General features: G+C 69.3%; 18 protein-coding genes. 12 read left to right on the top strand and 6 right to left on the bottom strand.

Annotated elements, in window-relative coordinates; genetic code table 11:
• Window positions 1-69 precede the first annotated feature (69 nt).
• On the top strand, window positions 70-837 hold the full coding sequence (locus ACMTAK_RS00090; protein WP_413804202.1) for a hypothetical protein: 768 nt from the start codon (window positions 70-72) through the stop codon (window positions 835-837).
• Here the strand turns inward: ACMTAK_RS00090 and ACMTAK_RS00085 are convergent.
• A complete protein-coding gene (locus ACMTAK_RS00085) occupies window positions 827-1,462 on the bottom strand; it encodes a 2'-5' RNA ligase family protein (protein ID WP_413804201.1) in 636 nt (211 codons plus the stop codon). The genes ACMTAK_RS00090 and ACMTAK_RS00085 overlap by 11 nt on opposite strands.
• Before the next feature lies 1 nt (window position 1,463).
• On the bottom strand, window positions 1,464-1,715 hold the full coding sequence (locus ACMTAK_RS00080) for a hypothetical protein (protein ID WP_413804200.1): 252 nt from the start codon (window positions 1,713-1,715) through the stop codon (window positions 1,464-1,466).
• Between the two features lie 168 nt (window positions 1,716-1,883).
• Between ACMTAK_RS00080 and ACMTAK_RS00075 the strand changes: the two genes are divergently transcribed.
• Complete coding sequence (locus ACMTAK_RS00075; RefSeq protein WP_413804199.1) at window positions 1,884-2,174, top strand: hypothetical protein; 291 nt, start codon at window positions 1,884-1,886, stop codon at window positions 2,172-2,174.
• A 107-nt stretch (window positions 2,175-2,281) separates the two neighbouring features.
• On the opposite strand, the gene ACMTAK_RS00070 is transcribed toward ACMTAK_RS00075, so the two are convergent.
• Complete coding sequence (locus ACMTAK_RS00070; protein ID WP_413804198.1) at window positions 2,282-2,944, bottom strand: hypothetical protein; 663 nt, start codon at window positions 2,942-2,944, stop codon at window positions 2,282-2,284.
• A 181-nt stretch (window positions 2,945-3,125) separates the two neighbouring features.
• Between ACMTAK_RS00070 and ACMTAK_RS00065 the strand changes: the two genes are divergently transcribed.
• On the top strand, window positions 3,126-5,006 hold the full coding sequence (locus ACMTAK_RS00065; RefSeq protein WP_413804197.1) for a pRL2-11: 1,881 nt from the start codon (window positions 3,126-3,128) through the stop codon (window positions 5,004-5,006).
• Window positions 5,007-5,076: 70 nt separating this feature from the next.
• Here the strand turns inward: ACMTAK_RS00065 and ACMTAK_RS00060 are convergent, their stop codons facing one another.
• Window positions 5,077-5,394 (bottom strand): hypothetical protein, encoded by a 318-nt coding sequence (locus tag ACMTAK_RS00060; protein WP_413804196.1) that lies wholly within the window; start codon window positions 5,392-5,394, stop codon window positions 5,077-5,079.
• A 363-nt stretch (window positions 5,395-5,757) separates the two neighbouring features.
• Here ACMTAK_RS00060 and ACMTAK_RS00055 point away from each other — a divergent pair, with 363 nt between their 5' ends.
• The 3 genes from ACMTAK_RS00055 (at window position 5,758) to ACMTAK_RS00045 (ending at window position 7,561) form a co-directional block, all read left to right on the top strand.
• Complete coding sequence (locus ACMTAK_RS00055; RefSeq protein ID WP_413804195.1) at window positions 5,758-6,177, top strand: hypothetical protein; 420 nt, start codon at window positions 5,758-5,760, stop codon at window positions 6,175-6,177.
• Window positions 6,178-6,508: 331 nt separating this feature from the next.
• Entirely contained in the window at window positions 6,509-7,024 is a 516-nt protein-coding gene (locus ACMTAK_RS00050; RefSeq protein WP_211831925.1) for a hypothetical protein, read from the top strand.
• Window positions 7,025-7,264: 240 nt separating this feature from the next.
• Entirely contained in the window at window positions 7,265-7,561 is a 297-nt protein-coding gene (locus tag ACMTAK_RS00045; RefSeq protein WP_413804194.1) for a hypothetical protein, read from the top strand.
• On the opposite strand, the gene ACMTAK_RS00040 is transcribed toward ACMTAK_RS00045, so the two are convergent.
• The gene (locus ACMTAK_RS00040) at window positions 7,540-7,902 is read right to left on the bottom strand and encodes a hypothetical protein (protein ID WP_413804193.1); all 363 of its coding nucleotides are present in this window, start codon (window positions 7,900-7,902) and stop codon (window positions 7,540-7,542) included. The genes ACMTAK_RS00045 and ACMTAK_RS00040 overlap by 22 nt on opposite strands.
• 84 nt (window positions 7,903-7,986) lie before the next feature.
• Here ACMTAK_RS00040 and ACMTAK_RS00035 point away from each other — a divergent pair, with 84 nt between their 5' ends.
• The 6 genes from ACMTAK_RS00035 (at window position 7,987) to ACMTAK_RS00010 (ending at window position 11,865) form a co-directional block, all read left to right on the top strand.
• On the top strand, window positions 7,987-8,847 hold the full coding sequence (locus tag ACMTAK_RS00035; RefSeq protein ID WP_413804192.1) for a TIGR02391 family protein: 861 nt from the start codon (window positions 7,987-7,989) through the stop codon (window positions 8,845-8,847).
• Window position 8,848: 1 nt separating this feature from the next.
• A complete protein-coding gene (locus ACMTAK_RS00030; protein ID WP_413804191.1) occupies window positions 8,849-9,364 on the top strand; it encodes a hypothetical protein in 516 nt (171 codons plus the stop codon).
• 63 nt (window positions 9,365-9,427) lie between these two features.
• Complete coding sequence (locus ACMTAK_RS00025; RefSeq protein WP_413804190.1) at window positions 9,428-10,228, top strand: DUF6042 family protein; 801 nt, start codon at window positions 9,428-9,430, stop codon at window positions 10,226-10,228.
• Window positions 10,225-10,788 carry an AAA family ATPase gene (locus tag ACMTAK_RS00020; RefSeq protein WP_413804189.1) on the top strand — a complete coding sequence of 188 codons (564 nt, stop codon included), beginning with the start codon at window positions 10,225-10,227 and terminating at the stop codon, window positions 10,786-10,788. Before ACMTAK_RS00025 ends, ACMTAK_RS00020 begins: the two co-directional genes overlap by 4 nt.
• A gap of 73 nt (window positions 10,789-10,861) precedes the next feature.
• The gene (locus ACMTAK_RS00015; RefSeq protein WP_413804188.1) at window positions 10,862-11,482 is read left to right on the top strand and encodes a zinc finger domain-containing protein; all 621 of its coding nucleotides are present in this window, start codon (window positions 10,862-10,864) and stop codon (window positions 11,480-11,482) included.
• Window positions 11,483-11,553: 71 nt separating this feature from the next.
• A complete protein-coding gene (locus tag ACMTAK_RS00010) occupies window positions 11,554-11,865 on the top strand; it encodes a hypothetical protein (protein ID WP_413804187.1) in 312 nt (103 codons plus the stop codon).
• 187 nt (window positions 11,866-12,052) lie between these two features.
• Here the strand turns inward: ACMTAK_RS00010 and ACMTAK_RS00005 are convergent, their stop codons facing one another.
• Complete coding sequence (locus ACMTAK_RS00005; RefSeq protein WP_413804186.1) at window positions 12,053-12,442, bottom strand: hypothetical protein; 390 nt, start codon at window positions 12,440-12,442, stop codon at window positions 12,053-12,055.
• Window positions 12,443-12,561: the final 119 nt, after the last annotated feature.

Here is a 12,561-nt window from a genome sequence, read left to right as displayed (position 1 = left end):
AAGGCCGGCGGATGAACGGAAAGGCGACTGCCCCCGACCGGCGGACTGGCCCTCCGATACGGTCGCGGCATGACCGAAGCCTTGGGTCTTCCCCAAACCACGTGGGAGCATTGCCTTTCTGCCGCTGACGAGCTGGTGCTGTGGCACCTGCGGCAGGGGGAGGACATCCCGGAAGCCGATCGCCCCCGGGTGGTGACGCTGATCGGCGCCGCCACCTACGGTCTCGCCTCCAGCATCTGTCTGGAAGGGCCCGAGGTTGCCGGCCTTCCGCTCACCGGCCCCGATGAGAGCCGGTCCGCCAGCGTCCGAGGCGTCCTGCAACACCATGCCCTGGTCGCCCTCCAGACGTGCCCGTTCGAAGTCCTGGGCGCTGCCGAGCGTGAGCAGCTGCTCGCCGCGTACGGCAGCCGCACGTTCGACTTCGCGCGGGAGACGGCGGTCGCGGTGATCAACCACCACGCCCGGGCGGCCGGGGAGACGGGGCAGCCCCACCCGACCATCAGGGACCGCGCACCCGCGATGGCCGACGCCCGGGCGGCCGCGGCCAGAGTGGACGTCGAAGAGGCCCGCAGCCGTCAGCAGTTCCTGAAGGCGGCCGGGGTGATCTGGGTGGTCTACGACGGAGGCCTCAGCCGTCTGCCCGTCGTCTGCACCCGATGCCAGGCCCGCACCGGCCTGACGCTCCAGGTCGACGCCGACGCCGGGAGCGTCCGCGTCATCTGCCCCGACCGCCACACCACCCATGACCCCCGCCTCACGATCGCCGGGGTACTGGAGACGATCGCACTCGGAGGGGCGTCCCGTTCCGAGGACGAGGACATCGAGATCAACGCCTAGCGGCCGTTGTACAGCCCCGTGAGGTGCTGTCGGTGCCGAGGCGGAACTCCTCGACGACATCCCAGGTGTAGTGGCCGGCCACCGGGTCCTGGTACTCGTTGACGAGAGCGATCCGGTCGACGGTGAGGGTGACACGGTCCGGCCGCAGTGCCCGCAGTTCTCGGTTGAGGCGCCGGTCGTCGAAGTCGTCCAGGGCGTAGGCCAGGGTGCTGTGTCCCCAAAAGGGCTCGGGTGGCCGCAGGGTGATGCCGGGCACGCTCTCGGCAGCGACGCGGGCACGGGCGTTGAGCGCGGCCAGCCCGTCCTCGGGATACACCGCGGCGGTGATGGCGGTGACGCCGGGCCACACCGGGCCCAGTTGCACCTCGCATGGCGCAACCGTGGACAGCTCGGTGCGGGCGGCACGGCACAGCAGCTCCAACTGGACGGGGCTGACCCGATGGTGGATGCCGAGGATCGTGCCGTGCAGCCACTGGGCAGGCACCACTCCGAGGGGATAAGCCGAGAGCAGGCCGTGGTGTGCTTCGGCGTAGGCGCGGTAGGCCGGATGCTCGTTGAGCAGGATGAGGAAGTGCGGATACGGGCCCTCGCCCCACAGCCGGTCGGGGCGGAAGAACCTCTCCACGTCAGCTGCCGTCGCCTATGGGCTGCACCGCCGCCACCCTGGCCCACATCACGGCCAGGTCGATCGCCCGCGGCTGATCGATCTCGTTGCTGAGGTGGTCAAGAAGCCACCGCTGCCACTCGGTGAGGGAACCGGACCTGGTGTTGCTGAGCTCGCGCGCCTGTTCCCGGTCCTTGCTGGCGGTCCGAAAGCCGCCCGCGACCCGCGCCCACATATACGCCTCCCGGGCGGCCTCAGTCCTGCGATCGAGCATCCCTGTGTTCCCCCTCGTACCCCGGAACAATCGGCAGCCATCACCCTACCCAGCAGCCTTCCATCAGTCCGGCGAGATGACCGTGTACGCGCCTACCGGATCGAGCCCGTCCTCGCCTGGGATGCCCACAAGCCCGCGTTGTCGGTGACGGCTGGAACGCTGGGACGGATGAACGGCGATGAGCAGCTGCTGCGCGGCCGAGTCTACGGCTGCGACCACGATGACCCGGGCCCGCTCCCGCACCAGACCTACGCCGCGCTCATAGGTGGGCCGCTGGACGGGTTGCTGCTGGACATCACCAGTTGGCGGCCCGAGGAAGTCGATGGTGGCGCGGCCTTGCCGACCGAGCTCGGTCGGTTTTCCGGCGGGCGGTCGTTGTACGACCCGTGCCCTGGCGAGCCTCGCACACCGGGCCCGGGTGTCAGCTGCCGCTTCTACTACTCGGGCGACACGCCCTGACCGACGTCCCGACTGCGGCAGGTCAGGGTCGGGGCGTCTGCCGCAACCTGCGGCTATGGCCTGCCTTCGGTCAGCTGGCGTGATCGGCCGGATGCGGTCAGGCGCCGTCAGAGCAGGCTGGTGATGTGCTGCTCCCACCGGTGCAGCCAGTCGCCGTGACTGTCCTCACCGGTCCTGGGCACGGTCCGCAGGACCTCGGGCAGAGTGATCTCCTCCGGAGCCCAGGTGCCGACGTGGAAGTAGCAGGCCCACACGGCCTGTCGGGCGGAGTCGATGACGACCGCGCCCACGGCTCCGTCCTCGGCGAGCGCGCCTTCGTCCACGGCTGTGCGCCCGGTCTCGATCGCCTTCTCGTCGCTGCGGAACACGCGGGTGATCATGCCGTGCGGGTGGCTCTTGCCGGTGAGGAGATGGAGCACCCACTGGGTGCCGACGGTGCCCGGCCACCGCTTGCGGGCGGCCTGCCGGGTGATGCCCGCGGACAGTCCGAGGTCCGCGTAGGTGGCCCCGGCGCGCCCGGCGCGCTCGGCGGCGGCGGTGGCCAGCCGCTGCGCGGTCTCCCCGGCCTGCGTGGCCACCTCGAGGTACGCGAGGTGCAGGTGCAGGGCGGCCGCGGAAGTGGGGTTGAGCGCGTTCGGGGTGGCGGGGCCCTCGTGCTCGCCGAAGCCCAGGCGCCTCTTCGTCTCGTGCCACACCAGGTCACGCACCTGACGGTCGAACTCAACGCGCTCTTCTATGGCCTCGCCGTCGAGGTCCCACATATCAACCATGCGACAGCCCTAGGGCACGCATTCGCGATGTGACAACTAAAGTTTCGCGCTGGTCTCGGTGCGGGTCGCCGAAATCTATCCACAGGGAGATCGTCTTAGCGTCCCTTCCGGGCGTGGGTGACCGTTTCCGGCGGCACCGTCGCGCCCACGTACACCCGCACGCGAAGGGCGTTGGACAGCCATGGCGCAGACGAAGTTCGACCGGCAGGTGGAAGAGACCGCCGAGGCCCTCATGTTCGGCATCGGCCGCTTCCTGGGCGGCCGGGACATGGACGGCATCAAGCGGACCGACGCGACGTTCTGGCATCCCGGCACCCGCGTCCTGCCCAAGGTGGAGGGCCGTGTCGCACGTTCGTCGTACCGGGCCGGGTGGCAGCGCATCACCTTCCGCGTCAGCTTCCTGAGCGCGGCCGGCGGGGGCGGCTCCTGGATCTGGGCGCACCAGGACACCGCCCAGGCCCTGTGGGAGGACAAGGAGGGCACGCTCCACGCCCTCCAGACCGGCGGGATCGGCGCGGCCTCCGTCGCGGCCGTCAGCGGCCTGGCGTACAGGGTCCTCACCCGCAAGCGCCGCGAGCTGATGCGCGAGTGGGTGGTACCGCTGCACCAGGCACTCGCCGTGCCGCTGGGCATCGCGGAGCAGACCGACCCGCGCCGCTACCTCCACGTCCCCGTCAACTTCAACGACGACGACGCGGCGATACGCATCGACGTGCCCGCCCATCTGCGGTTCAACGAGGACCTGGTGGCCGACCTCATCGTCAAGAAACTCGCCCTGCAGAACGTCTCCTTCACCTGGCGCCGGGCCGGGAAGGACACGCACGTCATCGTCAAGAAACGGCACATCCCGCCCAAGGAGCTGCGCCTGTCCGACCCCGGCATGCGCGAGATCCTCGCGAAGATGCCCGAGTCCGCGCCGCTGATCGGCCTGGGGGCGAACAAGAAGAAGGTCTCCGTCGACCTGGACCACGACTCCCCGCACGTCCTGATCTCCGCAGGTACCGGCGGCGGCAAGTCGACCATCCTGCGCTGCATCTGCTGCCAGTTCATCCACCACGGCGCTCTGGCCTACGTCCTGGACTACAAACGGATCTCCCACACCTGGGCCCGCGGCGTCCCCGGCGTGACGTACTGCCGGGACATCGCCGAGATCCATGACGCCCTGATCCAGCTCGTTCAGGAAGGCCGGCGCCGCATCCGGCTCGCGGAGCAGCTGGGCGACGACGTCCTGGAGAAGGAGCCCTGGAGCGTCGGCCCGCGGCTGGTGATCCTGCTCGAAGAGGTCAACGCCACCATGGCGCAGCTCAAGCGCTACTGGGAGCGGATCCGCGAGAGCGGCGACCCGAAGGTCTCCCCGGCCGTCGACGCACTCGCCGAGATCCTGTTCATGGGCCGCGCGGTCCGTCTCCACGTGCTGCTGGTCGCCCAGTCCGCCACGGCCCGCGCGATCGGCGGGCCGGAGATGCGCGAGAACTTCGCCACCCGCATCCTGGTCCGCTACACCCTCAACGCCTGGCGGATGCTAGTCCCCGAGGTCAGTCCGGCACCCGCCCCCACCCGGCACCCCGGCCGCGTCCAGGTCGTCCTCGGCGGCCGCGCCCAGGAGACACAGGTGCTGAACCTCTCCGACGCCGAAGCCCGCGAATGGGCGATCTCCGGCGTCCACACCAGCGGCGAGGCCGGCCCACCCCTGCCCAAGCCGCCCACACCCACACCCGAACCCGCGCCCGTCCTGCCCGCCCCGGCCGCCGACCCCGACGTCCTCACCGACGTCCTCACCGACGTCCAGAGCACCACTCCCCAGGCACCAGCCCCCGAGCCGCCGCCCGCCGCGCGCCCAGCGCCGACGCCGGACGACGCCGTCGTCGGGCTGCGCACAGCCCAGGCCGAGCACCTGCCGCAGCTCACGCTCGCCGCGCTGCGCTGGGCTCGTGCCAACGACCCGGGCTTCCCCGCCTCGGTCGACAAGAGGGGCACCGAACTCCTCTACCGCGTCGGCGACCTCAAGCGCTGGGCGCGCAACCGACCCCGCGGCGCCATCGCCTCCACCGACCCGTCCTGATCCGTAGCACCGGACACGCCACGGGTCCCGGGATGTCAGCCACGACAACGTCGGGGGCCGGATGGAACGTTCAGTCTTCCCCGTCCTGGGCGGGCTCGATCTGGTGCAGGCAGTACACGCACCTGGACTCCGTGTCGACCAGCCCCATGCACCGCCGGCAGGTGCCTCGCTCGAGGACCGGCCCGCGACCGTCCGCACATCCCGGGCAGGTCATCACCGGCTGACTGAACCCGAAGCTGATCACCCAGCCGTCGCTCTGGGCGGCGTCGCGCGCCATCTGTGAGACCTCGGAGGCGGAGCGTGCGTCTCCGTCGTCTCCGGTCCCCACCGCCAGATAGACGGCAAGACAGTCATCGGCGTCGCATACGACAGCTACCCCTGTAGGCATCCGGTCTCCTCCCCACCGTGGCACACGCAGCCACGATCCAGCGGCGGCCTGCAACCGGCCGCGCCCAATAGGACCATCTTGCTGAAGCGGCAGGCTCACGCGCCGGACTCCCGACGGAATCGGCCGACGCCGCTCCTGGCCATCCTGGGTGCCTTCCACGGATAGACCACGACGAGCTACGACGTGGACCGCTACAACACCGCCCACGTCCGGGCGGCCGCCGACTATGTGATGTCTGCGGCCCGCCAGCGGCCTGGCTCCATGAGCCGTGGATGGCTCGCCGAATTCGAGGGTGGACGAGACCCCTGGTCGTCCGGTGACCGGGATGGCAGGCTCTGTCTCCAGTTGGAAGGGAGCGCCGCGATGACCGAGAAGCCGGAGACGGAACGCGAGGAATGCACCGACTGCTTCGCCCAGCCGGACCCCGACAACACCCGCATCACGTACGCGATGAAAGACGGTGGGATTCACGAAATCTGGCACACCCCGGACTGTCCAGAGCTCACCATCATGCGGATCAACCTTGAGGAAGGGCACAAGCAAGTCCTGGAACAGGACGCCTGGGCCAAGGACGTCTTCCCTGCCGCACACGAGCGGCTCAAGCAGACCGCCGCTGCTATGCCCGGCGAGGCCGCTGCTCAGCCGTTTGTCGCCGCCTTGACCGAGCTGGTCCAGGCGCAGGCGGACAACCTCGTCGGTTTCGTCGCTCTGCACCGCTGGGCAGAGATTCTGGAACGGCACTTCCCGCCGGAGCTCCCCGACCCTGGCCACGCCGCCGAATAGCCACACCATCGGTGGCACACACCACCCGCTCCGGGCCTCTCTCAGAGCCCCGGAACCGGCGTGAGCTCGTGCGCAGGCCCCGACCGATTGGGAAACGATCCTGGGTCTTCCGGCGCAACCTGCAACTGAGATGTCTCTCAAAGATCGCTCCAGCCCTTCGCGGCGCCGCCGCTCAGGGGGGAGGTCTGGAGCGTACTGGCTGCGTCAAGCCGCCATCAATAGATCAACCGGCGGACAGAGAACACGGCATAGGCTTGACCACGCGGGGTGTCCCGCTCGGCGAACCCGGCTATCTATCGCAGACGGACAAACTCCACCACACTTACAGGACATGGGGGATGCCACGCTGTGGGTAGCAGTGTTGACGGCTGTGACGGCGATAGCGGCAAGCTGGGTGACCAGCAGAGGCAATGCACAAGCGGCACGGGTCCAGGCCCTTGCCGCAGCAGAGGCTCAGCAGGCCGCGACCAGGCGTGACGCCATGCGCACGGCTCATCTTGCGTTCAGCGAGCAGATCAATCACATGGGCGCTCTCTATCGGAAGACTCCTGCGTTCTTGGGAATTGGTGACCCATCGGAACGGTCGCCCGCTCTTGATCGGCATTTAGAAGAGTTGCGTACGGCGTACGGCGAGTTTCACCAACAGCTCAACGTCATCACGCTCGATGGTGGCCATTCCTCTCGGCTGGCCGCCGACGCTGTACATGCTGCTTCCACTCACGTGTACAAGACGTTGCTGGGCATAGCGGCTGGTACTCAAGGGCCCGAGGACTTCGCATCAGCCGTACGTGCGTACTGGGACACAGCTACAGCGTTCCTTCACGCTGCGCGGCAGGCCGACGAGTAGCGATGGACCCAGAGACCGAACTCTCCGGCGGCTCCATTCACCTCCTCGCATACGACGCTGAGGGCCACGATCAGGGCCTCCCTCGCCCCGGAGGCCGTACGCTATGTCGCCACGGCGGCCGCCGACGCTGGCGCCGCCGCTGTCTTGGCCAACGCTGAGATCTGGGTTCGTGTCCAGGACCGACACGTCTGTCCTGGACAAGCCCGCGGTGATGTCGGTGGTGGCTGGAACGCTTGGGGGATGAACGGCGATGAGCAGCTGCTGCGCGGCCGGGTCTATGGCTGCGACCACGATGATCCCGACCTAGGCCCGCTCCCGCACCAGACCTACGCCGCGCTCGTAGGCGGGCCGCTGGATGGGTTGCTGCTGGACATCACGGGTTGGCGGCTCGAGGAAGTCGACGGTGGGGCGGCCCTGGTTACCGAGCTCGGTCAGTTTCCCGGCGGGCGGTCGCTGTATGACCCGCGCCCCGGCGAACCTTGCACACCGGGCCCGGGCGTGAGCTGCCGCTTCTACTACTCTGGCGACACCCCCTGACCGACCCGACCACGGCAGGTCAGCGGTCGGTCGACGTCGGCGCCGGCGCCGACGGAAGATGTTCGGTGGGGACCTGGTCCGTAGTCGACGCCATCGACCGGCCGCACGTGCTCGGGCGCCCGGACCCACACCCGGTACTCCGCAGCCTCCACGCCGCAGTCCTCGAGACCCCGGTACGACGGCAGTCCCACGAGGTACAGCCAGCCCGCCTGGGTCTGCCGCCGCCTCCACAGCCGTGCCACGACCTCCTGCTCCGGGTGGCCGAGCACCGGGTCGGCGAGCAGCACGACGCGCACCGGCACGGGTGCCGGCTCGTCTGCGTCGTCGGAAGAGGGTGTCACGGTGCCTACCGTAAGCAGCCGCCGAGCTGCGCCCTTCTAGGCTCTCGGTGTCAGGCAGGCACGATCCGGTGGAGGGGGTAGGGCGTGGCGACGTACAGCGCTGACTACTTGAAGCGGCTGATGGCCGCTGTGGAGCGGTTCGAGGAAATCTTCGGGCGTTGGATGGAGACTCAGGAGGAGTCGGACCACGTCCAAACGCGCGGGCTGTACCCCACGGTTTGGACCAAGGACGGGCAGGACCAGGCGGCGGTCCGCACGCTGGAGCTCGATGTTGCGGAGGCTGCGGGGGCCGCTGCGCGGGCGGTTGCCGTCACGGGGGCGAGTATGCGCGTCGCCGGGCTCGGTGTCGTTGACCCGATCGAGAACTGGTCGTTGATGTCGGCCCCGAAGGCGATCTTCACTCCCCAGGAGGTCCGTGCCACGGCGGCAAGGGTCCGGGGCCGTCTGAGCACGATGATCAGCGAGGCGGAGGAGGCGGCGCAGTCAGGGACGCCGGGGTTCGCCCCGTCCGAGCTCCATGAGGTGATCTGGACGGCGGCGGCCGCGCACTGGACGACCCATCAGTACCGGGTTGCGGTGCGGGAGGCGTCGGAGGCACTGACCGTGCACTGGAAGGAACGTCTGGGCCGCAACGACGTGACCGACACCTCGTTCTGGCAGCAGACCCTCTCCGCGGGCGAACCCGAGCCAGGCAAGCCCAAGCTCGCCTGGCCCGGCCCGGTGGAGGACCAGACGGCCAAGAGCGTGCGCGGCGGTCTGGCACCGTTGGCCGGTGCGCTCAACAACCTCGCGACCGGACTGAACCTCACGGTCAGGAACGTCGCGACGCACACCCGCGATGAGCTGACCGAGCAGGAGGGCATGGAGCGGCTGGCCGCCTACAGCTACTTCGCCAGGCTGCTCGATCAGTGCGAGATCCGCCGCGCCCTAGAGAGCGATGCCTGATATGAAGCTCAACGACCTCGGCCCGCTGATGGCTCGCCGCCGGGACGGCGGCCTCAGCTTCGACTTCGACCGCTTCCGCGCCGACCCGGCACTGGCAGCCCTGCAATGGCCGGACGATGTCCTGAGGGACTTCCTCTTCGACCACGGCGACAACGGCCACTTCATGGACGACTACGGAGACGTCGATCTGCGCGCCATCACCTGGAAGCTGGAGACGATCCCGGCCGCAGCCTTCCCCACCATGCCGACCGGCGAGAGCGACGCCGGCTGCATCGAGAGCTACGCCGCCGACCCGGTGTACTGGGTCAAGGTGCGGCCCCCGGAAGTCGGCCGGCACTGGGAGGACCACGGGACGTGGCTGCGCCCGCCGCTCCTCATCGACCGGCGCCTCCTGGCCCCGGCGGACAGCGGACTGCAGGTCCTGGAGGGCCGCACCCGCGTCGGAGTGCTGCGCGGCCGCATCCGCGAGCAGCTGCGCGTCGCTCCCGCCCACCAGGCATGGGTGGGACGTCCGTGAGGTCCTGCCGCGTCTCGCTGCGTACGCTGCGAGCACCGAGGTGTTTTCGAGGAAGAGCTGCGGATGACTGAGAAGGCGTCTGTGCCCGGGCCGCGCCGGGACATGGCGATGCACAACGACTGGTGGGTGTCGGGCTGGGAGCACGTCCTGCCCCGTCAGGGCTTCCCGCTGACCATGCTGATCGGGACGGCATGCCAGCCCGGTTTCACCGGCTCACTGGACGACCTGGTGCACGAGCTCTTCGACGGGCACTGGGACATGATCGGCGGCGACCTCGACGGCGCGCTCACCTTCTCCTGGCCGGATGAGGAATGGGACTACGAGGCCGCGCCGGAGGGCCGCGAGGCATGCGAGGCGGCCCGCTGGGAGCAGTTCAGCACCATGCTGACGACCGCCGGCTTCCCGGTGCCCACCACCGTGCGGGAACTGTCCGAGCTCTACCTGGCGTGGGGCCTGGCCCGCCGCGAAGAGACGCCGGACGGCACCCGATGGTCCATGCCCGCCGCGCTGCCGCTGCCCGGCGACCTGCTGCCCCTGGACCCCGAACTCACCAAGCGCCTCGACTCGATCCGCTGGACGATGCGCACCGGCCCGCTCCTCGACACCCTCATCGACCACCTGGTCGACGATCTGGGGGAACCGACAGAGACCCTCACCTCCCTGGACCGGCTGGCGGCAGCTACAGGCCAGGACGTCGACGACGTCCGGCTCGCTCTCGCGGAACTCGTGAAATCCGGCGACGCCCGTGTCCAGCGCGGCGAGGAGCCGGCCGACGCGGAGCGCCTGGAGGCCCACCGCCGCTTCCGCCTGGTCATGGACTGGGAACACTTCCACGAGAACCGCATCCAGGTCAGCCGCGGGTGACTGAGGCCGCGCACGGCACCGTGGGGACCAGCGACACGCGCCTAATCGTGCTCCGCGGCAACAGCGCCTCGGGCAAGTCGTCCGTCGCGGCCGGCCTGCGCGAGAAGTTCGGCCGCAACCTCGCCATCGTCGCCCAGGACAACCTGCGTCGCATCGTGCTGCGCGAACGCGACCGGCCCGGGGCTGCGAACATCGGCTTGATCGACCTCGCCGCCCGCTACGCCCTGGACAACGGATTCCACGTCGTCCTGGAGGGCATCCTGTACGCCGACCGCTACGGCACGATGCTCCAGGACCTGGTCCGCGCCCACCAGGGCGTCACACGGTGCTACTACCTCCACGTGCCCTTCGAGGAGACGGTGCTCCGGCACGCGACGAAACCAGATGCCGAGTACCTCGCGCACGTCAACGAGGGCCACCTACGCGACTGGTACCGAGAGAAGGACCTGCTCCCCAACGGCCTGGAGACCGTCATCGACGCGGCCAGCACCCTGGACGACACGGTCCAACAGATCCTCTCCGAGAGCGGCCTGGACGGCATTCCCCCGATCGACCGCTGAGGGGCGCCACCGCAGGTACGGTCAGCTTCACGGCAGGTAAGACGGCACACACCACCGGACCCAGGGGGGGCCAATGGACGTGGAGAACGGACCGCAGAGCATCCCGTGGGGCGGCGAGTGGCGACGCCACCTCCGCTCCAACGCCGAGATGGATCTCGTGCGCTCGTGGATGCGCCGCGTCGAATGCCCGACCTGCAAGGCAGCCGCAGGGCGGGCCTGCCGCACCGCGGGGGGCCGCCCGACCAACGAACACCGTGCACGCCGTGATGCCGTCGGCCTCATCCCGTACGCGAAGTGGCGAAAGGAGGGCCTCATCCCGGAGCAGCGGACGTACACGATTCCGGCCGTGCTCAAGGAGTCGGAGAAGGCCCGCGCCGACTTCAACGTGGACACCGCCCTGGCCGACGGTGTGGCGGTCGTCCGGATGTTCCTCGCCGACCGGCTCGGGTTGTTCCTCCAGGGTGAGGAGGCCATGGACCGCATCGACGACGCAGTGCGCAAACTGATCGAGGTCCGCGGCCCGGTGGGGACGGCCGACGTGGTCACTGTCCTCGCCAGCCAAGTCGCCTCGCTGCTGGCTGCGAGCGCTGGCCCCGACGGCGATCCGGAGGCCCTGTTCGACACGATGATCCGCGCGCAGATCGACATGGTCCGCAGGATGAATGCGATCGAGAAGGAACGAGCCGACGGCTGACCGGCCGGCCAACACTGATGCAGTACCAACCTGCACGCTGGCGGTGTCCCGTTCGAGCGAAGGGATGAGCTGTGCCCGACCGACCTGAAATCGTCTGCATCTGCGGCTCTACCCGGTTCGTGGACGAGATGCGTGCGGCGAATCGTGATCTGACCTTCGCCGGGGTCATCGTTGTCGCGCCAGGCGAAGCAGACGAGTTGATCACCGACAAGCAGAAGAAGGCGCTGGACGCCCTCCACCTGCGCAAGATCGACCTGGCAAACCGGGTTCTGGTCGTCAACCCTGGCGGGTACATCGGCGAGTCCACGAGCAGGGAAATCGACTATGCCCGCGCCATCGGCAAGCCGATTACGTTCACCGATCCCGTACCCGCTGCAACGTAGTTCGCCGGGGGAGTACCCCGAAGATCCCAGGGCCTACACGCACTCCAGTGCGATGCCGCAGCTCAGACCCCCGGGCATCGCACCTCAGTGCGTGTAGGGCCTGGGAGCGGTGCCGCTGGCCCCGGACAGCGAAGGACCCCGGGCCGCCATGCGCCCCCGGGGTCCTGTCCGCCGGTCTCACCGCCGCTCACCAGTCGTCAGGTGCGCTGCCCACCCACGCGATCGGCCGGCCTTCGCTGTTGCGGCCCCAGTGCGGTTCCTCCATCGAGGTCTCGTGCCCGTCGGGCAGGACGCAGATCCGTCCCGAGCGGCCGTGCTTGCCCACGCAGACCTCGGTGAGCCGGGCCGCGTCGCCCTCCGCCACGGCTTGGTCGTAGCGGTCCTGGAACGGCTGGAGGCGGGCGCACAGCTCCATGCCGAGCTCCGTCTCCGCCGCCTCCACCCGCTCTCGCGCCTCCTGTACCCCCGGGTCGGACAGCACAGCCGAGATGACGTCCTCCGCCTCCGCGAAGGCCCTGGTGCGAGCGTGCCGCCGCACGGCGTCCTGGACGCGCCGCTCTTCCTCGGGTGCGGTCATCACGCCGCTCCTTCCGTGGCCGCCCACTCCAGCCCGAGGCCGGCGAGCGCGGCGAGCTTGTCGACGGTGAGCTTGGCCCGGCGGCTCTTGGTGTTGGACAGGAACACCCCGAGCTTGAC

Origin of the sequence: Streptomyces lacaronensis, assembly GCF_047337785.1 — a bacterium.
In the GTDB taxonomy this organism is placed as follows: Bacteria; Actinomycetota; Actinomycetes; order Streptomycetales; family Streptomycetaceae; genus Streptomyces; species Streptomyces lycopersici.
The sequence above is the reverse complement of the archived record's forward strand: the minus strand, read 5'-3'. Positions and strand labels throughout refer to the sequence as shown.

Excerpts from the sequence above, each read along its gene's own strand:
- ACMTAK_RS00090 (WP_413804202.1), top strand. The coding sequence starts at position 70 with ATGACCGAAGCCTTGGGTCTTCCCCAAACCACGTGGGAGCATTGCCTT.
- ACMTAK_RS00080 (WP_413804200.1), bottom strand. The coding sequence starts at position 1,715 with ATGCTCGATCGCAGGACTGAGGCCGCCCGGGAGGCGTATATGTGGGCG.
- ACMTAK_RS00075 (WP_413804199.1), top strand. The coding sequence starts at position 1,884 with ATGAACGGCGATGAGCAGCTGCTGCGCGGCCGAGTCTACGGCTGCGAC.
- ACMTAK_RS00070 (WP_413804198.1), bottom strand. The coding sequence starts at position 2,944 with ATGGTTGATATGTGGGACCTCGACGGCGAGGCCATAGAAGAGCGCGTT.
- ACMTAK_RS00065 (WP_413804197.1), top strand. The coding sequence starts at position 3,126 with ATGGCGCAGACGAAGTTCGACCGGCAGGTGGAAGAGACCGCCGAGGCC.
- ACMTAK_RS00060 (WP_413804196.1), bottom strand. The coding sequence starts at position 5,394 with ATGCCTACAGGGGTAGCTGTCGTATGCGACGCCGATGACTGTCTTGCC.
- ACMTAK_RS00055 (WP_413804195.1), top strand. The coding sequence starts at position 5,758 with ATGACCGAGAAGCCGGAGACGGAACGCGAGGAATGCACCGACTGCTTC.
- ACMTAK_RS00050 (WP_211831925.1), top strand. The coding sequence starts at position 6,509 with ATGGGGGATGCCACGCTGTGGGTAGCAGTGTTGACGGCTGTGACGGCG.
- ACMTAK_RS00045 (WP_413804194.1), top strand. The coding sequence starts at position 7,265 with ATGAACGGCGATGAGCAGCTGCTGCGCGGCCGGGTCTATGGCTGCGAC.
- ACMTAK_RS00030 (WP_413804191.1), top strand. The coding sequence starts at position 8,849 with ATGAAGCTCAACGACCTCGGCCCGCTGATGGCTCGCCGCCGGGACGGC.
- ACMTAK_RS00025 (WP_413804190.1), top strand. The coding sequence starts at position 9,428 with ATGACTGAGAAGGCGTCTGTGCCCGGGCCGCGCCGGGACATGGCGATG.
- ACMTAK_RS00015 (WP_413804188.1), top strand. The coding sequence starts at position 10,862 with ATGGACGTGGAGAACGGACCGCAGAGCATCCCGTGGGGCGGCGAGTGG.
- ACMTAK_RS00005 (WP_413804186.1), bottom strand. The coding sequence starts at position 12,442 with ATGACCGCACCCGAGGAAGAGCGGCGCGTCCAGGACGCCGTGCGGCGG.